The organism is Pseudomonas sp. Pseusp3 (assembly GCF_047304225.1).
Classification (GTDB): domain Bacteria; phylum Pseudomonadota; class Gammaproteobacteria; order Pseudomonadales; family Pseudomonadaceae; genus Aquipseudomonas; species Aquipseudomonas fluorescens_CD.
Genome location: NZ_JBGLYV010000098.1, coordinates 1 through 22,662 on the forward strand (window position 1 = coordinate 1; position 22,662 = coordinate 22,662).

18 protein-coding genes are annotated in these 22,662 nt (G+C 62.5%); all 18 read left to right on the top strand.

Translation table 11 applies throughout. From position 1 onward, the window contains the following. The first annotated feature begins 382 nt into the window (after positions 1-382). The 18 genes from ACCD00_RS24890 (at position 383) to ACCD00_RS24975 (ending at position 22,420) form a co-directional block, all read left to right on the top strand. Positions 383-1,174, top strand: coding sequence for an enoyl-CoA hydratase/isomerase family protein (locus tag ACCD00_RS24890; protein WP_413427972.1), 792 nt, complete (start codon positions 383-385; stop codon positions 1,172-1,174). Positions 1,175-1,224: 50 nt separating this feature from the next. Beyond that, on the top strand, positions 1,225-2,385 hold the full coding sequence (locus tag ACCD00_RS24895) for an acyl-CoA dehydrogenase family protein (RefSeq protein WP_008021395.1): 1,161 nt from the start codon (positions 1,225-1,227) through the stop codon (positions 2,383-2,385). Between the two features lie 18 nt (positions 2,386-2,403). Next, positions 2,404-4,503, top strand: coding sequence for an acetate--CoA ligase family protein (locus ACCD00_RS24900; protein WP_413427973.1), 2,100 nt, complete (start codon positions 2,404-2,406; stop codon positions 4,501-4,503). A gap of 10 nt (positions 4,504-4,513) precedes the next feature. Next, positions 4,514-6,121, top strand: a complete 1,608-nt coding sequence (locus tag ACCD00_RS24905) for a 5-guanidino-2-oxopentanoate decarboxylase (RefSeq protein ID WP_413427987.1) — start codon at positions 4,514-4,516, stop codon at positions 6,119-6,121. A 132-nt stretch (positions 6,122-6,253) separates the two neighbouring features. Next, positions 6,254-7,444, top strand: coding sequence for a pyridoxal phosphate-dependent aminotransferase (locus ACCD00_RS24910; RefSeq protein ID WP_413427974.1), 1,191 nt, complete (start codon positions 6,254-6,256; stop codon positions 7,442-7,444). After that, positions 7,437-8,852 carry an aldehyde dehydrogenase family protein gene (locus tag ACCD00_RS24915; RefSeq protein ID WP_413427975.1) on the top strand — a complete coding sequence of 472 codons (1,416 nt, stop codon included), beginning with the start codon at positions 7,437-7,439 and terminating at the stop codon, positions 8,850-8,852. The genes ACCD00_RS24910 and ACCD00_RS24915 overlap by 8 nt, the downstream gene beginning before the upstream one ends. A 98-nt stretch (positions 8,853-8,950) precedes the next feature. After that, positions 8,951-10,552 carry an ABC transporter substrate-binding protein gene (locus tag ACCD00_RS24920; protein ID WP_413427976.1) on the top strand — a complete coding sequence of 534 codons (1,602 nt, stop codon included), beginning with the start codon at positions 8,951-8,953 and terminating at the stop codon, positions 10,550-10,552. 166 nt (positions 10,553-10,718) lie between these two features. Next, the gene (locus ACCD00_RS24925; protein ID WP_413427977.1) at positions 10,719-11,678 is read left to right on the top strand and encodes an ABC transporter permease; all 960 of its coding nucleotides are present in this window, start codon (positions 10,719-10,721) and stop codon (positions 11,676-11,678) included. Positions 11,679-11,681: 3 nt separating this feature from the next. Continuing rightward, complete coding sequence (locus tag ACCD00_RS24930; protein ID WP_413427978.1) at positions 11,682-12,509, top strand: ABC transporter permease; 828 nt, start codon at positions 11,682-11,684, stop codon at positions 12,507-12,509. Between the two features lie 2 nt (positions 12,510-12,511). Beyond that, positions 12,512-14,158 carry an ABC transporter ATP-binding protein gene (locus ACCD00_RS24935; protein ID WP_413427979.1) on the top strand — a complete coding sequence of 549 codons (1,647 nt, stop codon included), beginning with the start codon at positions 12,512-12,514 and terminating at the stop codon, positions 14,156-14,158. A gap of 9 nt (positions 14,159-14,167) precedes the next feature. Further along, a complete protein-coding gene (locus ACCD00_RS24940) occupies positions 14,168-14,878 on the top strand; it encodes an NAD(P)H-dependent oxidoreductase (RefSeq protein ID WP_413427980.1) in 711 nt (236 codons plus the stop codon). A gap of 335 nt (positions 14,879-15,213) precedes the next feature. After that, the gene (locus ACCD00_RS24945) at positions 15,214-16,560 is read left to right on the top strand and encodes an outer membrane beta-barrel protein (RefSeq protein WP_413427981.1); all 1,347 of its coding nucleotides are present in this window, start codon (positions 15,214-15,216) and stop codon (positions 16,558-16,560) included. A gap of 88 nt (positions 16,561-16,648) precedes the next feature. Then, the gene (locus ACCD00_RS24950; protein ID WP_413427982.1) at positions 16,649-17,959 is read left to right on the top strand and encodes an ABC transporter substrate-binding protein; all 1,311 of its coding nucleotides are present in this window, start codon (positions 16,649-16,651) and stop codon (positions 17,957-17,959) included. A gap of 25 nt (positions 17,960-17,984) precedes the next feature. Continuing rightward, the gene (locus ACCD00_RS24955) at positions 17,985-18,710 is read left to right on the top strand and encodes an ABC transporter ATP-binding protein (protein ID WP_413427983.1); all 726 of its coding nucleotides are present in this window, start codon (positions 17,985-17,987) and stop codon (positions 18,708-18,710) included. 3 nt (positions 18,711-18,713) lie between these two features. After that, positions 18,714-19,406: an ABC transporter ATP-binding protein gene (locus ACCD00_RS24960; RefSeq protein ID WP_413427984.1), complete on the top strand. Its 693-nt coding sequence runs from the start codon at positions 18,714-18,716 to the stop codon at positions 19,404-19,406. Positions 19,407-19,408: 2 nt separating this feature from the next. Further along, a complete protein-coding gene (locus ACCD00_RS24965; protein ID WP_413427985.1) occupies positions 19,409-20,272 on the top strand; it encodes a branched-chain amino acid ABC transporter permease in 864 nt (287 codons plus the stop codon). After that, positions 20,272-21,306, top strand: a complete 1,035-nt coding sequence (locus ACCD00_RS24970) for a branched-chain amino acid ABC transporter permease (RefSeq protein ID WP_413427986.1) — start codon at positions 20,272-20,274, stop codon at positions 21,304-21,306. Before ACCD00_RS24965 ends, ACCD00_RS24970 begins: the two co-directional genes overlap by 1 nt. A 184-nt stretch (positions 21,307-21,490) precedes the next feature. After that, positions 21,491-22,420, top strand: coding sequence for a LysR family transcriptional regulator (locus ACCD00_RS24975; protein WP_322617901.1), 930 nt, complete (start codon positions 21,491-21,493; stop codon positions 22,418-22,420). The last annotated feature ends 242 nt before the right edge of the window (positions 22,421-22,662 follow it).

Genomic DNA, 22,662 nt, shown 5'->3' on the forward strand with positions numbered 1-22,662 from the left:
CTTTGTGGCGTACACGGCATTTGCGAACACTGAAGTGCCCTGTAGGAGCGAGCTTGCTCGCGAAGGACGTTAACGAAGACGTGCATTGTCTGATTGATCGCGGTGTGCTTGAAATTTTCGCGAGCAAGCTCGCTCCTACAGGTGTTTTGAGGCGGATGAGAGAACATGCGACATGTCCTGTGTCACCAGTTGTTCGAAGTTGTAACAACACCAACGGCTTATGCCCGCCATTTTTGAAATAGCTCAATAAAAACAATGGTTTAACCATCTGCTGAGCTTGTTACAGCCCATTTCTCCACCAATTGCCGCCTTACTGAACACTCGTTTAGTATGGTCTCAAGTCGCATCACCTCAGACCAATCACAATAATTCGAGGATTCCCATGACCACTCAATCGTCGCTGCTCAGCCAGGTCGAAGCAGGCGTTGCCTGGATCACCCTCAATCGCACTGCCCAGCGCAATGCGCTGGACATTCCGACGCTGAAAAACCTGCACGCCTTGCTCGACGGTTTCAACGCCGACCCTGCGGTGCGCGTGGTGGTGTTGACCGGTAGCGGCCGCAGCTTCTGCGCCGGTGCCGACCTCGATGAATGGGCTGATGCCGAAGCCCGGGGCGCGCTGGAAACCTACGGCTGGACCGAAACCGCCCACGCTCTGATGACCCGCCTGCACAGCCTGGAAAAACCGACCATCGCCGCCATCAACGGCACTGCCGTCGGCGCCGGGATGGACCTGACCCTGTGCTGCGACCTGCGCATCGCCGGGCAATCGGCCCGCTTCAAGGCCGGCTACACCAGCATGGCGTATTCGCCGGATGCGGGCGCCAGTTGGCACCTGCCGCGCCTGATCGGCAGCGAACAGGCCAAGCGCCTGCTGTTTCTCGATGAGTTGTGGGGCGCCGAGCGTGCCTTGGTCGCGGGCCTGGTCGGTGAAGTTTGCGCCGACGAGCAACTGCTGACCGCAGCCAGTGAACTGGCCGCACGCCTGGCCGCCGGACCGACCTTTGCCTTCGCCCAGACCAAAAAACTCATGCGTGAAGGCGCCGAACGCAGCCTGGCGGAACAACTGCAGGCCGAACTCGCCGCGGGCCTGCTCTGCGGTCGCAGCGAGGACGGCAACGAAGCCCTGCGCGCCGCCATGGAAAAACGCCCGGCACGCTTCATCGGCCGCTAATAACGAACGCTTTGCACACCTCTATCAGCACACGAACAACAGGTAGCACCATGAATTTCCAACTGACCCAAGAACAAGAAATGTTGGTGGACTCGGTACGCAGCTTCGTCGAGAAGGAACTGCTGCCCTATGAAGAGCAAGTCGACCGCGCCGACGAGGTGTCCCCGGAACTGGCCGCGCAGATTCGCGGCAAGGCGATTGCCGCCGGCTTCTACGCCTTCAACATGCCGGAAGAAGTGGGCGGTGGTGGCCTGGATTACCTGTCCCAGGCGCTGATCGAACGTGAACTGTCCAAGGTGTCCTGGGCGCTGCACGTGTTCGTCGCGCGGCCGTCGAAAATCCTCATGGCCTGCAAGGGCGAGCAGATCAATGACTACCTGCTGCCGTGCATCCAGGGCGAGAAGATCGACTGCTTCGCATTGACCGAGCCGGGTGCCGGCTCCGATGCCAATGCGATCAAGACCCGCGCCGTGCGTGAAGGCGACGACTTCATTCTCAACGGTAGCAAGCACTTCATCAGCCACGCCGGCCATGCTGACTTCGCCATTGTCTTCGCCGTCACCGACACCTACGAACACAACGGCAAGAAGCGCAATGCCGTGACGTCGTTCCTGGTCGACCGCAACACCCCGGGCATGACCATCCGCCGTGGGCCCAAGTGCGTGAGCAACCGTGGTTACCACACCTTCGAAATGTTCTTCGACGACTGCCGCGTACCGGCCAGCAAAGTGTTGGGCGAAGTCGGCAAGGGTTGGGACGTGGCCAACGCCTGGCTGACCGCCGGGCGCGTGATGGTCGCGGCCAACTGCGTCGGTCAGGCCCAGCGCGCGCTGGACGTGTCCTTGCAATGGGCGGCAGACCGCAAGCAGTTCGGCCAGCCGATCGGCACCTACCAGGGCGTGTCGTTCAAATTGGCCGACATGGCCACGCAAATCCGCGCCGCCGAACTGCTGACCCTGCACACCGCGTGGAAAATGGACCAGGGCACCATGACCGATGGCGAGGCCGGCATGGCCAAGCTGTTCGCCAGTGAAGTGCTCGGCCGTACCGCCGATGAGGCGGTGCAGATTTTCGGCGGCATGGGCCTGATGGACGAAGGTCCGGTGGAGCGCATCTGGCGTAACGCGCGGATCGAACGGATCTGGGAAGGCACCTCGGAAATCCAGCGCCACATCATTTCCCGCGAGCTGCTGCGGCCGCTGCTGCGCTGATCGGTCCGGAGAGTTCCCATGACCCAAACCATTCGTGACAACCTCAAACGCATGCTCGCGCCGCAACATGTGGCGTTTGTCGGCGGCCGGAGCATGGCGCGTGCCCTCAAGCGCTGTGCCGAAGGTGGCTACCAAGGGCAAATGTGGCTGGTCAACCCGCAACACGACAGCCTCGAAGGCGTACCCTGCGTGCGCACTATTGCCGATCTGCCATGCGGGCCGGATGCAGTCTTCATCGCCACCAACCGCGAACTGACCCTGACCTGCGTGGCCGAACTGGCCGCCATCGGCGCGGGCGGCGCGATCTGCTACGCCTCCGGTTTCGCCGAGACCGGCGCCGAAGGCCAGGCCCTGCAACAGCAATTGCTCGAGGCCGCTGGCGACATGGCCTTGCTCGGCCCCAACTGCTACGGCCTGCTCGACTACCTGCACAGCTCCGCGCTGTGGCCGGTGGCCCATGGCGGCAAAGCGGTGGAGAAGGGCGTGGCAGTGCTGACCCAGAGCGGCAACTTCGCCTACAACCTGTCCATGAGCGACCGCTCGCTGCCGGTGGCCTACATGGCCTCGGTCGGCAATCAGGCGCAACTGGGTGTCGCTGAACTGATGGACGTGTTGCTCGACGAACCTCGGGTCACCGCCATCGGCCTGCACCTCGAAGGCCTGAAGAACGTGCCGGGTTTCGCCCGCGCCGCGCATAAGGCACTGGAGAAGGGCATCCCGATCATTGCCCTGAAAACCGGCGTGTCGCAGATCGGCGCCGAGCTGGCCTTGAGTCACACCAGTTCGCTCTCCGGCTCCGATGCACTGTACGACGCGCTGTTCGATCGTCTCGGGGTAATCCGCGTCAGCGGCCCGGTGAGTTTTGTCGAAACCCTCAAGGCCGCGGCCTGCGGCAACCTGCCAGCGGGCAACAGCCTGATCGCGCTGGCCTGTTCCGGTGGTGACGCCGGGCTGATTGCCGACTACGCCGAACGCAATGACCTGGGCTTGCCCAAGCTCGACGACGGTCAGGTGGTTGAACTGGCCCAGGTGCTGCCGGGCTACGCCAACCTGGTCAACCCGCTGGATTTCACCACGGCAATCTGGGGTGACGGCGAAGCCTTGAACCGCATGCTCGACAGCGCGTTGCGCACCGAAGCCGACGCGGCGATGCTGGTGCTCGACTATCCGGCGGAGTTTACCGGCGAGCGCAAGGAATGCGACCTGCTGCTGGAGCTGTACTACGCGGCACTGGCGCGTCACGGCAAGACCGGTTTCGTGACCTCGGCCTTCCCCGAATTGCTGCCGGCCCATGCCCGTGAGCGTTTGCACGCGCAAGGCGTCGCGGCATTGCAGGGCGTTGAAGACGGGCTGGCCGCGTGGGGTCGCATCGCCGGTTATCAACGCAAGCGCCAGGCCTTGCTGGCGCTGGGCGAATCGGCGTTGGTCCCGCTGTGCCCGCAAGCACTGGACGGTGAGGGGCTTTTGCTCAATGAATGGGATTCCAAACAGGCCTTGCGAGCCTTTGGCCTGCCGACGCCAAACGGCGTACTGAGCACCCCGGATAAAGCCCTGAAGGACGCCGAGTCGCTGGGTTATCCGCTGGTATTGAAAGCCGTCAGTGCACAGCTGCCGCACAAGACCGAGGCCGGTGCCGTGGCGCTGAATCTCAAGGACGGTGCGGCATTGAGCGCCGCACTGGAGAGGATGCGCAGCAGCATTGCCGCCTACGCCCCGGGCGTACCGTTCGATCAACTGTTGCTGGAACCGATGGCCAGGCCGCCACTGGCCGAGCTGATCGTCGGCATCAAACGCGAAAACGATTTCGGCCTGGCCCTGGTGATCGGTGCCGGCGGCATTCTGGTCGAGCTGCTCAAGGACAGTCGCAGCCTGTTGCTGCCGACCACCGACGGCGCGATCCGCAATGCCTTGCTCAGCCTGCGCAGCGCACCGTTGCTGCAAGGTTTCCGGGGGCGCGAGTCGGCTGACCTGGATGCCCTGGTGACGGCGATCCGCGCGGTGGCCGATTACGCCTGCGAAAACGCCGCGCAATTGCTGGAGCTCGATGTGAACCCATTGTTGGTCGGTGCCCATGGCACGACCGCGGTCGATGCGTTGATTCGCCTCGGCCATGAGTGAGGACATGAACATGCAAAGCAAAACCTTGACCGGTGGCCAGGCGCTGGTGCGCCTGTTGGCCAACTACGGCGTCGATACCGTGTTCGGCATCCCCGGCGTACACACCCTGGAGCTGTATCGCGGCTTGCCCGGCAGTGGCATTCGCCACGTCCTGACCCGCCATGAACAGGGCGCCAGTTTCATGGCCGACGGCTACGCCCGGGTCAGCGGCAAACCCGGCGTGTGCTTCATCATCACCGGCCCGGGCGTAACCAACGCCGCCACCGGCATCGGCCAGGCCTACGCCGACTCGATCCCGATGCTGGTGATTTCCAGCGTCAACCACAGCGCCAGCCTCGGCAAGGGCTGGGGCAGCCTGCACGAGTGTCAGGACCAGCGGGCAATGACAGCGCCGATCACCGCGTTTTCCGCAGTGGCACTGACCGCCGAAGACCTGCCGGAACTGATCGCCCGAGCCTACGCGGTGTTCGACAGCGAGCGGCCGCGCCCGGTGCACATCTCGGTGCCGCTGGATGTGCTGTCGGCGCCGATCGCGCGTGACTGGAGCAACGACGTGGTGCGTCGTCCGGGGCGTGGTCCGGCGGCCGCCACTGCAATCGATCAGGCCGTGGCCAAACTCAACGAGGCGAAACGCCCGATGATCATCGCCGGTGGTGGTGCACTCAACGCCACTTCGCAACTGCAAGAGATCAGCACCCGACTTGCTGCTCCGCTGTTCACCAGCGTCGCCGGCAAGGGCTTGCTGCCGCCGGGTGCGCCACTCAACGCCGGCTCCTCGCTGTGTGTGGAACCGGGTTGGAATCTGATTGCCGAGGCCGATGTGGTGCTGGCGGTCGGCACCGAAATGGCCGACACCGACTTCTGGCGCGAACGCCTGCCAGTCAATGGCGAACTGCTGCGCGTCGATATCGACCCACGCAAATTCAATGATTTCTACCCATGCGCGGTGGCGTTGCATGGCGACGCGCAACAAACCCTCAGCGGTTTGCTCGAGCGCCTGCCGTCCGACGTGCGCGACGCTCGCGCAGCCATTGCCTCGGTTGCCGCACTGCGCGAAGCGGTCAAGGCCAGCCATGGCCCGTTGCAGTCCATCCATCAATCGATTCTCGACCGTATTGCTGCGGAGCTGCCGGAAAACGCCTTCATCAGCACCGACATGACCCAACTGGCCTACACCGGCAACTACGCCTTTGACAGTGCCGCCACCCGCAGCTGGTTGCATCCGACCGGCTACGGCACCCTGGGTTACGGCCTGCCGGCCGGTATCGGCGCCAAGTTCGGCGCACCGCAGCGACCGGGGCTGGTGCTGGTGGGCGACGGCGGGTTCCTCTACACCGCGCAGGAACTGGCGACCGCCGTCGAGGAACTGGACAGCCCGCTGGTGGTGCTGCTGTGGAACAACGACGCGCTGGGGCAGATCCGCGACGACATGCTCGGCCTGAACATCGAGCCCATCGGCGTATTGCCGCGCAACCCGGATTTCGCCGCCCTCGCTCGTGCGTTCGGCTGCACCGTGACCCAGCCGCAGAACCTCGCGGAACTGCAAACCGACCTGCGCCATGGCTTCACTCGCAACGGCGTCACCCTGATTGAGCTCAAGCATGCTTGCGTTCGCTGAGTTCACTGTAGGAGCGAGCACGCTCGCGATGGACGTCAACGATTACGCGCGCTGTCTGAATGACCGGGTTGCCCTAACGTTTTTCGCGAGCATGCTCGCTCCTACAGGGATCATGTTTATAGGAGGAAGGCCATGCGCTTTTCCGATCTGACTCAACGTATCGCCGGTGATGGCGCAGCCGCGTGGGATATTCACTACCGCGCCCTGGCGCTGCGCGAGCAGGGCGAAGACATTTTGCTGCTGTCCGTGGGCGACCCGGATTTCGACACGCCACAGCCCATCGTGCAGGGCGCCATCGACAGCCTGCTCAATGGAAACACGCACTATGCCGAGGTGCGCGGCAAGCGAGCCCTGCGTGAAGCCATCGCCAGACGCCACCACCAGCGCAGTGGCCAAGCCGTTTCGGCGGATCAGGTCACCGTGCTGGCCGGGGCGCAATGTGCGCTGTTCAGCGTGGCCCAGTGTGTACTCAATCCCGGTGACGAAGTGATCGTCGCCGAACCGATGTACGTGACCTACGAAGCGGTGTTCGGTGCTTGCGGCGCTGTGGTGGTGCCGGTACCGGTGCGCTCGGAAAACGGCTTTCGCGTGTTGCCCGAGGATGTCGCCGCGCGCATCACGCCACGCACCCGGGCACTGGCACTGAACAGCCCGCACAACCCGTCCGGCGCAAGTCTGCCGCGCAGCACGTGGGCCGCCTTGGCTGAGTTGTGCATCGGCCACGACCTGTGGTTGATTTCCGACGAGGTCTACAGCGAATTGCTGTTCGAAGGCGAACACGTCAGCCCGGCTAGCCTGCCGGGCATGGCCGAGCGCACGGCGACCCTCAACAGTCTGTCGAAATCCCACGCCATGACCGGTTGGCGCGTCGGCTGGGTGGTGGCGCCGCCATCGTTGGCCGCGCACCTGGAAAACCTCGCGCTATGCATGCTCTACGGCTCGCCGGATTTCATTCAGGACGCCGCCGTGGTGGCCCTGGAAAGCAACCTGCCGGAACTCGAAGCCATGCGCGACGCCTATCGCCAGCGTCGCGACCTGGTGTGCGACAGCCTGGCCGATTGCCCCGGCGTGCGGCCGTTGAAACCCGATGGTGGCATGTTCGTGATGCTCGATATCCGCGAAACCGGGCTCAGCGCCCAGGCGTTTGCCGACCGACTACTGGATCGCCACGGCGTTTCGGTATTGGCTGGCGAGGCCTTTGGTCCGAGCGCGGCGGGGCACATTCGACTCGGTCTGGTGGTCGATACCGAACCGCTGCGCGACGCCTGCCAGCGCATTGCCCGTTGTGCCCGAGAACTGATGGAGGCCCAGGTTCATGCTTGATTACAAGACACTGTTTATTGATGGCCGCTGGCAAAAACCGTCGGGGCAGGGCATCGCCGAGGTGATCAACCCGGCAACCGAAGAAGTGGCAGGCAGCGTGCCGCTGGGCGATGAGCGCGATGTCGACAATGCCGTGTCGGCGGCCCGCCGGGCATTCGATTCATGGTCGCGTACGCCGTCCAGTGTGCGCGCCGGCTGCATTCGCGCCCTGGCTGAGCAATTGCGCAATCGTGCCGATGAGATGGCCTCGGTCATCACCGCTGAACTGGGCATGCCGGTGCAATGGTGTCGCTCGGTGCAGGTCGACGGGCCGATCCTCGGCCTTGAGCAGTACGTCGAGCTGGCCGGGCTGATGGACGAAGTGCGCGAAGTCGGCAACTCGCTGGTGATTCGCGAAGCGGTGGGCGTCTGCGCGTTCATCAATCCGTGGAACTACCCGCTGCACCAGTTGATCGGCAAACTGGCCCCGGCACTGGCCGCCGGTTGCACGGTGGTGGTCAAGCCGAGCCAGGACACGCCGCTGCACGCCTTCCTGCTGGCGCAGATGATCGAGGACATCGGTTTGCCGGCCGGGGTGTTCAACCTGGTCAGCGGGCCGGGTTCGAAAGTCGGCGAAGCACTGGCCAAACACCCGGACGTGGACATGGTGTCGTTCACCGGGTCCACCGGCGCCGGGGTGCGGGTCGCGCAGGCAGCGGCGCCTTCGGTGAAACGGGTGTGCCTGGAACTGGGCGGCAAGTCGCCGCTGCTGATCGCCGAGGATGCGGACCTGGCAGCGGCCGTGCGCTACGGCGTGCAGGACGTGATGATCAACTCCGGCCAGACCTGCACCGCGCTGACCCGCATGCTGCTGCCAGCCAGCCGCTACGCCGAGGCCGTCGAACTGGCGCTGGCGGAAACCTTGAGCCTGCGCATGGGCGATCCCCTCGACCCGCAAAGTTTCCTCGGCCCGATGTGTTCGGCCGGGCAACGGCGCACCGTGCTCGACTACATCAAGGTCGGTCAACAGGAAGGCGCACGGTTGCTGTGTGGCGGTGACACACCGGCGGCGTTCGAGCGCGGGTTCTATGTCAGCCCGACGCTGTTCGCCGATGTCGACAACCGCATGCGCATCGCCCAGGAAGAAATCTTCGGCCCGGTGCTGTGCCTGATTCCCTACACCGATGAGGCGCAAGCGATCCAGATCGCCAATGACTCACCGTTCGGCCTGTCCAGCGGCGTCTGGGCCGGCAGTGCCGAGCGTGCCTTGCAACTGGGGCGGCAGATGCGCGCCGGCCAGTGCTTCCTCAATGGCGCGGCGTTCAATTATCAGGCGCCGTTCGGTGGCTACAAACAATCGGGCAATGGTCGGGAGTGGGGGGAAGAGGGACTGAACGAGTTCGTCGAAGTGAAGGCGATCCAGGTGTGACGGCTGGCGATTCAAACGTTGTATGCACCGGGCCCTGGCCCGGTGCTTTGCGTGGCATTGAATTGGTATTCCATTAGCGTTTGATCAGGGGCAATGCAATGAGCGATAACAAAAACAAGATTACTCAAGCGAACCATGAATTCAGCTTCCCGCGCAGAGATTTCCTCAAGTACAGCGCGGCGGCTGCGGCGGTGGCCGGAGCGTTCTCCATGGGGCTGCCGTTTGGCGCCTTTGCCGGGGAGGCCACGCCAAAACCCGGTGGCGTGCTGCGTCTGGGCCTGGCCGGTGGCAGCACCACCGACTCCAGGGACCCTGGCTCCTGGTCCGACACCTTCACCTTCGTCGGCTTCTCGGCGGTCTATAACACCCTGACCGAAATTGCCGTCGACGGCACGGCCATCCCCGAACTGGCCGAAAGCTGGACCTCGACCCCCGACGCGCGTGTCTGGACGTTCAAGGTTCGCCAGGGCGTGACCTTCCACAACGGCAAGACCCTGACCGCCGACGACGTGGTCGCTTCGATCCAGCATCACCTCGGCGAGAAATCCACCTCGGCGGCCAAGACTGTATTGGGCGACGTGGCCAAGGTCAGCGCCAATGGCAGCGACAGCGTGGTGTTCGAACTGCACTCGGGTAACGCCGATTTCTCCTACGTGGTCGCCGATTACCACCTGGCGATCATGCCGGGCAAGGATGGCATGGCCGACTGGCAGGCCGGTGCCGGCACCGGTGGCTATCGCCTCAAGGACTTCGAGCCGGGCGTGCGCATGACCCTGGAGCGCAGCCCCGATTACTGGAAACCGGGCCGGGCACACTTCGCCAGCGCCGAGTTGATTGCCATTTCCGACGGTGCGGCACGGGTCAATGCGCTGGTCACCGGGCAAGTGGACGTGATCAATAAGGTCGACCTGAAAACCGTCGCGCTGCTCAAGCGCAACCCGAACCTGGTCATCGAAGAAACCAAAGGCGCCCAGCACTACACCTTCCCGATGCTCACCGACAGCCAGGTGTTCCTCAACAATGACGTGCGTCTGGCGATGAAGCACGCGATCAACCGCGAAACCCTGCTGGCTTCGGTGCTGCACGGCTACGGCCTGGTGGGCAACGACCACCCGATTCAGCCCGGCAGCCGCTTCATCAACACCGCGCTGGAACAACGCACCTATGATCCGGACAAGTCGCGCTTCTACCTGAAAAAAGCCGGTCTGGATTCGCTCAAGGTCCGCCTGCAAGCCTCCGATGCGGCCTACACCGGCGCGGTGGATGCCTCGGTGCTGTTCAAGGAACAGGCCCGCGCCGCCGGGATAGACATCGATGTAGTGCGCGAGCCGGCGGACGGCTTCTTCTCCAACGTGTGGATGAAGCAGCCGTTCACCACTTCGTTCTGGTACAGCAGCCTGACCGCCGACCGCATGTTCAGCATTGGCTACGCCAAAGGCGCGGCGTGGAACGAAACCCACTGGGACAACCCGCGCTTCAACCAGCTGCTCAACGCCGCCCGCGGCGAGATGAACGACCCGCTGCGCCGCGAGATGTACAACGAAATGCAGGCGTTGTGCCGGGACGAGGGCGGGGCGATCGTGCCGCTGTTCGCCAGTTCCGTGGCGGCACGTTCCAACCGCGTGGTGCACGGCGGGCAGACCGCGCCCTATGGCGAGCTGGATGGCCTGCGGGTGATCGAGCGGTGGTGGCAGGCGTAAAAAATCGTCAAGCCAGTGAAGATCAAATGTGGGAGCGGGCTTGCTCGCGAATGCGGTGTGTCAGTCACCATAAATGTTTACTGACAGGGCCGCTTCGCGAGCAAGCCCGCTCCCACAGGGGAAATTCGCAGTCATCACAAATGTGCCCATTTCAAGGAATTGCGCGGTGAATAGTATTTTCAGGTTGCTACTTCAGCGTTTGGCATTGGGGCTGTTATCGCTGTTCGCGGTATCAGTGATCATTTTCCTGGCCGTCGGCATGCTCCCGGGCGATATCGCCCAGGCCATGCTCGGCCAGTCGGCCACCCCGGAAACCGTGGCGGCGTATCGAGCGCAACTGGGGCTGGACCTGCCGCCGTTGACCCGTTTCGGCCACTGGATCTGGCACCTGCTGCAAGGTGACCTCGGCGTGTCGCTGGCCAACCAGCGCCCGATTGCTGAACTGGTGGGCGCGCGTTTGGGCAACACCTTCAGCCTCGCCTTGCTGGCGGCACTGGTGTCGGTGCCGCTGGCCTTGCTGCTGGGGATGCTCGCGGCGTTATACCGCAACAGCTGGTTCGACCGGTTGCTCAACACCTCGGCCCTGAGCGCGGTGTCGTTCCCCGAGTTTTTCGTTGCCTACATCCTGATCCTGGTGTTCGCGGTGAAGCTCAACTGGTTCCCGAGCATTTCCAACCTGGCGCCGGATGCCTCGTTGGGCACGGTACTGCAACGCTCGGTGTTGCCGGTGGCGACCCTGAGCCTGGTGGTGATCGCGCAGATGATGCGCATGACCCGCGCCTCGTTGATCAACCTGCTGGCCAGCCCCTACATCGAAATGGCCCGGCTCAAGGGCATCAGCCAGTCGCGGATCATCTTCCGTCACGCCTTGCCCAACGCCCTGGCCCCAATCGTCAACGTGGTGGCGCTGAACCTGGCGTACCTGGTGGTCGGCGTGGTGGTGGTCGAGGTGGTGTTTGTCTATCCGGGGCTCGGCCAGTTGCTGGTGGATTCGGTGGCCAAGCGCGATATCCCGGTGGTGCAGGCTTGCAGCCTGATCTTCGCCGCGACCTACATCCTGCTCAACACCAGCGCCGATGTGCTGTCGATTGCCAGCAACCCACGCCTGATGCATCCGAAGGGGTAGACCATGAGCCTGTTGAAACAAGTATGGCGGGCGCCGTTGAGCGCCAGGTTCGGGTTGTCTATGATCCTGCTTTACGTGCTGGTGGCTATCTTCGCACCGGTATTGGCGCCGTTCGGCGAAACCCAAGTGGTGGGCGAGGGCTTCGCACCCTGGGGCGGGCAGTTCCTGTTGGGCACCGATAACCTGGGGCGTGACATGTTCAGCCGCCTGGTCTATGGCGCGCGCAATACCCTGGGCATCGCCTTCCTCACCACTGTCCTGGCGTTTCTGCTCGGTGGCTTGAGCGGCCTGATCGCGGCGATCAAGGGCGGCTGGGTCGATCAGGGATTGTCGCGGGTGGTGGACATCCTGATGGCCATTCCGCAACTGATCTTCGCCTTGCTGATCCTCAGCGTGGTCGGCACCACGGCGACGTCGCTGGTGTTGGTGATTGCACTGCTGGATGCGACCCGGGTGTTTCGCCTGTCTCGTGCCGTGGCGATGAACGTGGTGGTACAGGACTTCGTCGAAGCCGCACGCCTGCGTGGTGAAGGCCTGTGGTGGCTGGTGACCCGCGAGGTGCTGCCGAACGCGGCGGCACCGCTGATTGCCGAGTTCGGCCTGCGCTTCTGCTTCGTGTTCCTGTTTATCAGTGCGCTGTCGTTCCTCGGCCTGGGCATCCAGCCGCCCACCGCCGACTGGGGCAGCATGGTGCGCGACAACGCGGTGCTGATTACCTTCGGCGACATCAGTCCGCTGTTGCCCGCCCTGGCCGTGGCCTTGATCACGGTCAGCGTCAACTTCGTCGTCGACTGGATGCTGCACAAATCCAGCGGCCTCAAGGAATGCTGAACATGACGACTACCAAACCATTGCTGGAAATTCGCGACCTGCACATCGAAGGCCATTACGAAGACGCCTGGCATCCGCTGATCAAGGGCATCGACCTGACGCTGCAACGGGGCGAGGTGCTGGGCTTGATCGGCGAGTCCGGCGCGGGCAAGTCGACCCTCGGCCTGTCGGCCATGGGCTATACCCGCGACGGCTGCCGGATCACCGGCGGCTCGGTGCACTTCGACGGCATCGACCTGCTCAACGCCAAACCTGAAGCCCTGCGCAAACTGCGGGGCCTGCGGATTGCCTATGTGGCGCAGAGCGCGGCAGCCTCGTTCAACCCGGCCCATCGACTGATCGACCAGCACGTCGAAACCGCTGTGAAAAACGGCGGCATGAGCCGCGACCAGGCCATGCGCGACGCGGTGGAATTGTATCGGGTGCTGCGCCTGCCCAATCCCGAAACCATCGGCCAGCGTTATCCGCATCAGGTGTCCGGCGGCCAGTTGCAGCGGGTGATGACGGCCATGGCGATGGCCTGCCATCCGGACCTGATCATCTTCGACGAACCGACCACCGCGCTGGACGTCACCACCCAGATCGAAGTGCTGGCGGCCATCCGCGATGCGGTCGCGACCTATGGCAGTGCGGCGATCTACATCAGCCACGACCTGGCGGTGGTGGCGCAGATGGCCGACCGCATCATGGTGCTGCGCCACGGCAAGCTGGTGGAAGAGGCCGAGACCCGGCAGATGCTCGGCGATCCGCAGGAGGACTACACCAAGTCGCTGTGGGCGGTGCGCAGTTTTCGCACCGAGCCCAAGGCGTGCCCGCAACAGGAACAACCCCTGCTGGAACTGCGCAACAGCTGCGCCAGCTACGGCCAGCAACCGGTGCTGCACGACGTCTCCCTGAAGCTGTATCGCGGCCAGACCCTGGCGGTGATCGGCGAGTCCGGCAGTGGCAAAAGCTCCACCGCGCGGTTGATCACCGGTTTGCTGCCACCGACTTACGGCCAGGTGCTGTACGACGGTGAACCCTTGCCGGCGGACTTTCGCCAACGCAGCAAGGAACAACTGCGGCGCATCCAGATGATCTACCAGATCCCCGACACGGCGCTGAATCCAAGGCAGCGCATCGTCGACATCATCGGCCGGCCGTTGACGTTTTATCTGGGCCTCAAGGGTAAGGCCATGCGCGCCCGGGTTGCCGAACTGCTGGAGATGATCGAACTCGACCCGGCGACCTTCATGGATCGCCAGCCCCGGGAACTGTCCGGCGGGCAGAAACAACGCATCTGCATCGCCAGGGCCCTGGCGGCCGAACCGCAACTGATCATCTGCGACGAAGTGACCTCGGCCCTCGACCAACTGGTGGCTGAAGGCGTACTGAAATTGCTCAACCGCATCCAGCAACAACTGGGTGTGGCCTACCTGTTCATCACCCACGATGTCGCTACTGTACGGGCGATTGCCGATGAGGTATTGGTCATGCAACGGGGCAGGGTGGTGGACCACGGCTCGCGCAGCCAGATTTTCACCCCGCCGCATCAGGACTACACCGGGCTGCTGTTTTCTTCCGAACCGCAAATGGACCCCGACTGGCTCGACCGGTTGCTGGCCACGCGCGCCTCTACACCTTCAACCGATTCGCTGGAACAAGTCTAAGGAACCACCATGAAAGTACTGATCGTCCACGCTCACCCGGAGCCGCAATCCTTCACCGCCGCCCTGCGGGACCAGGCTGTCGCCACCCTCCAGGCCCAGGGCCACGAAGTGCAGGTCAGCGACCTGTACAAAATGAACTGGAACCCGGTAGCCAGCGATGCCGACTTCTCGAACCGGGAAAACCCCGAATACCTGGTCTATGCCCTGGAACAACGCCTGGGCGTGAAGAGCCAGTCGCTGGCGGCGGACATCCAGGCTGAGCTGGACAAACTGCTGTGGGCCGACCTGCTGATCCTCAACTTCCCGATCTTCTGGTTCTCCGCCCCGGCCATGCTCAAGGGCTGGATCGACCGGGTGCTGGTGTCCGGCATCTGCTATGGCGGCAAGCGCTTCTACGACCAGGGTGGCCTGGCCGGCAAGAAAGCACTGGTGACCGTGACCCTGGGCGGTCGTGAACACATGTTTGGCGAGGGCGCGATTCATGGTCCGCTGGAGGACATGCTGCGGCCGATCCTGCGCGGTACGCTGGCTTACGTCGGGTTCGATGTGCTGGAACCCTTCGTGGCCTGGCATGTGCCATACATCAGCGATGAAGCGCGCAAGGGCTTCCTCGACGACTACAGCCGCCGCCTGCAACACCTGAGCGATGATCAGCCGCTGGTGTTTCCGAAACTGTCGCAGTTCGATGAGCAGCTGTATCCGCTGGCAACCAATGCCTGACTAACACCACAACCCCCTGTGGGAGCGGGCTTGCTCGCGAACAGGATCTGTCTGCTGACTCGGATGGCGACTGACACACCGCTTTCGCGAGCAAGCCCGCTCCCACAGGTTCAGCTTTCCCCGCTCCAGGATTGTTCTGAATACGCAAACACTGAAGTCGCCGAGAATGGAATTGTTGGCGTAGTGGCTGGCTTGTAGCCTCCATTACGCCGAACACCACGATCCGCCAACGATCGGGTGGAGCTCAAGCCAGGGCTCATCAAGACGTCATACCTTGCTTTCGGCCACATGCCCCTTCGGGGGATTGGCGCCTAATAAAAATAAGGAAGGCAGGTATGAGTATTCGTGCATGGGGCTGTGCAGCAGCCCTGTTCGCACCCGTTCTGGGTGCCAACGTTTTGTTCCCCTCAATGGCTTGCGCCGCAGACGATCCGATGGGGTCGCTGGTACGCAGTGTGTTCGGCGACAGCCTTGAGCGTGAACATGGGATCAAGGTCTACGGCTGGGCTCAGGCCGGTGTGATCTATAACAACAACGGCACGGATGACGTCAGCAAGCAAAGCTTCTTCAATACCGACGAAGGTGTGAACCTCAACCAGTTCGCCCTGGCCGTGGAGAAAAAACCCAAGAGCAATGTGATCGGCCGCGTCGGGCCGTTTCCCGGGGCCATGCCGCAAGAGGCTGACTGGGGCTTCAATGTCACGGCGCTGTACGGCAAAGACGCGCGCTTCTTCAAAACCTACGGCTGGGACGAAGACCTGGGCGTCAACCGCGAAAACAAAGCCGAAGATCCGGCATTCACCATCGCCCAGGCGTACGCCGACTTCTACTTTCCGGTGCTCGGCGGTTCAGACCTGATGATCGGGATTTTCCACACGCCGCTGGAAAACGAAATCGGCTTCGCCTTGCCATCCCCGGCACCGACTGACTTCTACTCGCACACCTATTCGTTCATGCACGGCCCGGCCAAACATGCCGGCGCGCTGTATTCGTTCAAACTGCCTTCGAAACCTGGCGAAAGCATGCTCGGCTTCGAGCTGGGCGTCGTCCAGGGCTGGAACAACCTGCAAGACCCCAATCACTCGCCGGACGTCATCGCCAACGTGCGCTGGCGCTCGGCGGATTTCGGCACCTGGATCGACTGGGAAAACATCTACGGCAACGGCGCCGGCGACAGCTTCGCCGAATGCAGTTGTGGCTCGCCGCTGCCGGCGGGCACCAAGGATGACGATCTCAAACGCCTGGCGTCTTACCTGACCCTGTCGCAAGTGCTCGACCCGAACAATCGCGTGGCGCTGGAGTTGAACTACGGAAAGCAGGAGCAGGGTGCCTTCGCCGGGTTTGCCAACAAAAACGACGCCACATGGTATGGCACGGACGTGAACTGGTACCACAAGCTCAGCGAAAACCTGATGTGGAACAGCCGCGCCGAGTGGTTCTACACCGATGCACCGGTGCACGTGATGATGGCCAATATCGACCCGCACACCGGGATTCCCGATCCGACCTGGGGCAGTTTCTACGGTGTGACCACCAACCTGGCCTGGACGCCGACACCCAACGTGCGCCTGCGTCCGGAACTGCGCTACGACATCCATTCCGGCCCCGGCCGCGATGCCTATGCCGACGGGCAAAAGGACTCGCAAGTGGTCGCGTCATTCGACGTCAGCTCCTTCTTCTAAACGGATTTCAATGGTTTACCCCCTGACCCTGCGTGTTGGCTGAGCCACACGTGGCGACCCTGTTCGTCCAGGCTTTTGGAGTACTTACATGACAGATAACAATGACAAGAACCTGTTTGGCCGCGGCTTCTCCCGCCGAGATTTTCTTCGCAGTACCGGCGTTGCTGCCGGTGGCGTGGCGCTGTCCAGCCTGCCGTTCAACTTTGCCATCGGCAGCGAGCGGGTGATCAGGCTCGGTTATGTCAGCCCGCAGACCGGGCCGTTGGCGCCCTTTGCGGCTGCCGACAACTACATCATCGAGTCGCTCAAGCAAGTCTTGAAGAACTCGATCACCGTGGCCGGCAAGGCTTATCGCCTGGAGGTCATCGTCAAGGACAGCCAGTCCAACCCCAACCGCGCGGCGGAAGTGGCGAGCGAGCTGATTCTCTCGGATCAGGTCGACCTGATGCTGGTGTCGTCGACCCCGGAAACCACCAACCCGGTCTCCGACCAGTGCGAGATCAACGAGATTCCCTGCATCTCCACGGTTGCACCGTGGCAACCGTGGTTTTTCACCCGTGGCGGCAAGCCGGAGCAGGGCTTTGAGTGGACCTACCACTTCTTCTGGGGGCTGGAAGATGTAATCGGTACCTACAGCGCCATGTGGGGGGCGATGCCGTCCAACAAAATTGTCGGCGGCCTGTTCCCCAACGATGGCGATGGCAATGCGTGGGGCGATCAGAAGCTCGGTTTCCCGCCGGTACTGGCGCAAAAGGGTTTTCAGTTGGTCGATCCTGGCCGCTTCCAGAGTCTGACCGACGATTTCTCCGCGCAGATTGCCGCGTTCAAAAAGGCCGACGTCGAGATCGTCACCGGTGTGGTCATCCCGCCGGACCTGAGCACGTTCTGGACCCAGGCCCGGCAGCAAGGCTTCAATCCGAAAGCCGTGTCGGTGGGCAAGGCATTGTTGTTCCCGACGGCAGTCGAGGCATTGGGCAAGGCCGGCAACAATCTGTCGACCGAAATCTGGTGGAGCCCGACGCATCCGTTCAGCTCGTCATTGACCGGCGCCAGCGCCGGGCAACTGGCCCAAGGTTTTACCCAGGCTACCGGCAAGCAGTGGACGCAACCGTTGGGGTTCGTGCATGCCCTGTTCGAACTGGCCGTGGACATCCTCAAGCGCACCGAAGAAGTCGGTAATGCGCACGCAGTCCGCGATGCCTTGCTCAAGACCAACCTCAACACCGTGGTCGGGCCGATCAACTGGAACGGCGGACCGGTGAAGAACGTCGCCAAGACGCCTCTGGTCAGCGGCCAGTGGCGACTGGGCAAGGACAACAAATACGACCTGATCGTGACCAGCAATGCCACTGCGCCAGCGATTCCGTTGGGCGGTGAGATGCAGGCCATTACGTATTGATTGGGCAAAAGGACACGGGTGCACCATGCAACAGCCACTTCTACAAATGACCGATGTGCACAAGAGCTACGGCCAGGTGAAGGTCACGGATGCAATCGACCTGAACCTGCAACCGGGTGAGGCCCTGGGCATCATCGGCCCCAACGGCGCGGGTAAAAGCACGCTGTTCAACCTGATCGCCGGTGGTGTGGCGGCGGACAAAGGCACGATTCATTTCGAAGGCCGCAACGTCACCCGCGAACCGGTGTTCAAGCGCTGTCAGCAAGGCATCGGCCGCTCCCATCAGATTCCGCATCCGTTCGTGAAAATGACCGTGTTCGAGAACCTGTTGGTGGGCGCGACCTTCGGTGCGCGGTTGCGTGACAAGGAAGCCAGTCAGTGGTGTGCGCAAACACTGGAGCTCACCGGCCTGATGCGCAAGGCCAACGTGCTGGCCGGCTCTCTGACCTTGCTCGACCGCAAACGCCTGGAAATGGCCCGGGCCTTGTCGACCCAGCCGCGTCTGTTGTTGCTCGACGAAATTGCCGGAGGCCTGACCGAACCAGAATGCCTGGCATTGGTGGAAACCATTCAAGGCATCCACAAGTCCGGTGTTGCCATCATCTGGATCGAGCACATCGTGCATGCCTTGCTGGCGGTGGTCAGTCGCCTGACGGTGATCAACTTCGGCGCCAAACTGGCCGAAGGCGAGCCGCACAGTGTCATGGCCGACCCTCGGGTCCAGGACATTTACATGGGCATCGGGAGCTGACGCATGCTGACCATTGAAAAACTCTGTGCCGGTTACGGCGACTTTCAAGCGTTGTTCGACATCAGCCTGACCCTTGACGCCGGTGAAACCGTGGCGATCATCGGCTCCAACGGCGCGGGCAAATCGACGTTCCTGCGTTCGCTGGCCGGGCTGATAAAAAACCAGCCCGGCGCGATCCACTTCAAGGGCCAGGCCATTGGTGACCTCGCGGCCAATCAGGTGTTGGAGCGGGGCATCGCGCTGGTGCCGGAAGGCCGCAAGCTGTTTCCCTCGCTGACGGTCGAAGAAAACCTGCTGATCGGTGCCTACAGCAAACGCCCGGGACCATGGACGCTGAAACGCATCTATCAGCTATTCCCGGTGCTGGAAAAACTGCGCAAACGACCCGGCACTGCTCTGTCCGGCGGCCAGCAGCAAATGGTTGCGATTGGCCGGGGCCTGATGGCCAACCCGCATTTGCTGTTGTGCGACGAAATCAGCCTGGGCCTGGCGCCGACGACGATCAAGGACATCTACGCCGCGCTGCCCTCGATCAAGGCCGACGGCACCACGGTGATTCTCGTTGAGCAAGACATCAATCAGGCGCTGAGTGTCTGCGACCGTTTCTACTGCTTCCAGGAAGGGCGCGTGTCCCTGACCGGGCGCCCTGGGGACGCGGACAAAGCACAAATCAAAGCCGCGTATTTCGGGATCTAGTGATGGAATGGCTCAATACTTTGCTTCAAGGCATGTTGCTCGGCGGCCTGTACGCGATGTTCGCGGTAGGGCTGTCGCTGATGTTCGGCATCATGCGCCTGGTCAATATCGCCCACGGCGACTTCATCGTTCTGGCGTCGTACCTGGCGCTGCTGGTGGTCACTCATCTGGGGTTCAGCCCGCTGGCGAGCTTGCTGATCGTGGTGCCGCTGATGTTCTGTTTCGGCTATCTGCTGCAACGGTTGTTGCTCAACCGCACGCTGGGCACGGACATCCTGCCGCCGTTGCTGGTGACGTTCGGTCTGTCGATCATCGTGCAGAACGTCTTGCTGGAGTTTTTCAGCGCCGATAGCCAGAAGCTGTCCCAAGGCGATCTTGAGGTGGCCAGTGTCGGCATCGGCAGCTTGAGTGTGGGGGTGATGCCGCTGATCGTGTTCGCCAGTGCGTTGCTGATCATCGGCGGCCTGCAACTGCTGTTCTACAAGACCTCGCTGGGCCGGGCGTTTCGCGCCACGTCCGATGACCAGCACACCGCACGGCTGATGGGCATCAATAACGCGCACATCTTCGGTCTGGCCATGGCGCTGGCGATGGCGGTGGTGTCGATTGCCGGGATATTCCTGGCGATTCGCACCAGCTTCGATCCCACCGTGGGGCCGGCGCGCCTGCTGTACGGTTTCGAAGCGGTGATCATCGGTGGCCTGGGCAGTTTGTGGGGCACGCTGGCAGGCGGGGTGATTCTCGGTGTCGCGCAAGCCCTGGGCGCGAAGCTCGATCCCGGTTGGCAAATCCTCGCCGGTCACCTTGTGTTTCTGCTGATCCTGGTCGTGCGTCCGCGTGGCCTGTTTCCCCGGAGTGTCGACTGATGAATGCCCTGAATAATCCCGCGTTGGCCTGGCGCGTACAACGCACGACCACCAGCAGCACGATTGGTCTGTCCTTGCTGGGGCTCTGTGTATTGGTGCTGTTCAGCGCGCCGCTCTGGGCGGATCGTGCCAGTCTGCGTCTGGTGGTGGAGTTCGCGTATTACCTGGCACTGGCGCAAATGTGGAACCTGTTGGCGGGTTACGCCGGCATGGTCTCGGTCGGACAACAAGCGTTCGTTGGCTTGGGTGGTTATTTGCTGTTTATGCTGGCCACCCGGTTCGGCGTGCCGCCCTTGTTCGCCGTCTTGCTATCTGGCGTGTTGGTCGCGCTGCTGGCGATTCCGACGGCGCTGATCGTGTTTCGGCTGCGCGGTGCGTACTTCGCCATTGGTACCTGGGTGGTAGCAGAAGTGTTTCGCCTGGGCTTGGCGCAGATGAGCAGCCTCGGCGGCGGCTCGGGGCAAAGTCTGCCGGCGGCGATTGTTCGGCAGATCGGTAATGACCGGGACGGACGCGAAACGCTGATCTATTTCACCGCGCTGGCCATCGCCATTGCCGCTGTGGCCGTGGTGTTCTTCTTGCTGCGTTCGCGACAGGGGCTGGCGCTGGCGTCGATCCGTGATTCCGAGCCGGCATCCGGCAGTCTCGGTGTCGATACGTTCCGCACCAAACTGATGGTTTACGTGCTGGCCGCCGGGTGCACGGGCGTGGTCGGGGCGCTGATCTTCCTGCAAAAACTGCGAATTTCCCCGGACGCGGCGTTCAACCTGCAGGACTGGACGGCGGTGGTGATCTTCATCGTGATCATCGGCGGTATCGGCACCCTGGAAGGCCCATTGATCGGCACGCTGATTTACTTCGTGCTGCGCGGCTGCCTGGCGCAGTACGGTGCGGTGTACATGATCATCCTCGGCGTAGTGGCGGTGGTGATGATGCTCAAGGCCCCGCAAGGGGTGTGGGGGCTGATCAGCGAACGCCTGGGCTGGCAGGTTTTCCCGATGCAGAGACGTTTGTCTGTTCAATCCCGGCCATGACCTGTAGGAGCGAGCTCGCTCGCGATGGAGGCAAACGATGACGCGGGAAACCTGACTCACCCGGTGCCCTCTGGTTTTTCGCGAGCAAGCTCGCTCCTACAGACAGGTTTTCGCTCGGGATGTGGAGGGACAAGCTAACCTCCGCTGTTTATACAAGAACAAAAGCCTCCAGAGAACCTGCCCCATGGATCGTTTACTCAGTGTCGAAGCCTTTGTGCGGGTTGCCGAAACGGGCAATTTCGCCAAGGCGGCCCAGCAATTGGGCGTGACCCGCTCGGTGATCACCCACCGTATTCAGCAACTGGAACAGTTCATCAACGCGCCGCTGTTTCATCGCAGCACCCGTCATGTACGGCTCTCCGAAGTGGGCGAGACGTACTACAAGGAGTGCGCGGACATGGTCGCGGGCTTCAACTCGCTGACCGAGCACATGCGCGAACTGCGGGCCAAACCCACCGGCAAGCTGCGGGTGCAGATGCTGCCGGGGTTTGCCATCGGTCACTTTGGCCGCATGCTGGCCGAGTTCACCCGACTGTATCCGGACATCGAGGTCGACGTGATCGTCAACGACCGCGTGGTGGACCCCATCGAAGAAGGTTTCGATGTGGCGTTCCAGATGTTCCCGCCGATGGCCGAAACCCTGATCGAGCGCAAGCTGTTCAGCGTGCGCCGATTGTTCTGCATGTCGCCTGATTACGCCGACGAGTTCGGCGTGCCCACCCATCCCCAGGAGTTGTTGCAACACAAGATCGCCTTGTACGAAGGCTATCCATCGCGCAACCGCTGGATCTTCACCCGCGAAGACGAGCAGGTGGAGCTGAGCCTGCCGGGCCAGGTGCGTTCGAACTCGGTGCATTTGCTGCGCGATTACGCGCAGACCGGTGTGTGCATTGTCTGCCTGCCGACCCTGGTGGCCAGCGATGACTTGCTCAGCGGCCGGCTGATTCCGGTGTTGCCGGAATATGCCTTGTCCTCTTTCAACTTTTCCGCGGTGTATCCCGCCACCCAGCGCCGGGCCTTGAAAGTCCGTACGTTGATCGACTTTCTGGTGGACAACTTCGGCGATGAGCCATGCTGGGACAAGCCCTTGCTGGAGCGTGGCTGGGTTCGTTGAGTCTAAACACACCCAAACCTTGCAGGAGCGAGCCTGCTTGCGAAGGCTTTGTGTCTGGCGACGTTTTTTTGTGTACATATCCGTTTTTGCGGTAACGGCCACTAACGGTTCCGCTTTTACAGCGGGTTACTTTGAAAAGCCTGTAGGAGCGAGCTTGCTCGCGATGGTCGTCAACGATAACGCTGGCAGCCTGACACCCCGCGGTGTTCTGTCGTTTATCGCGAGCAAGCTCGCTCCTACAG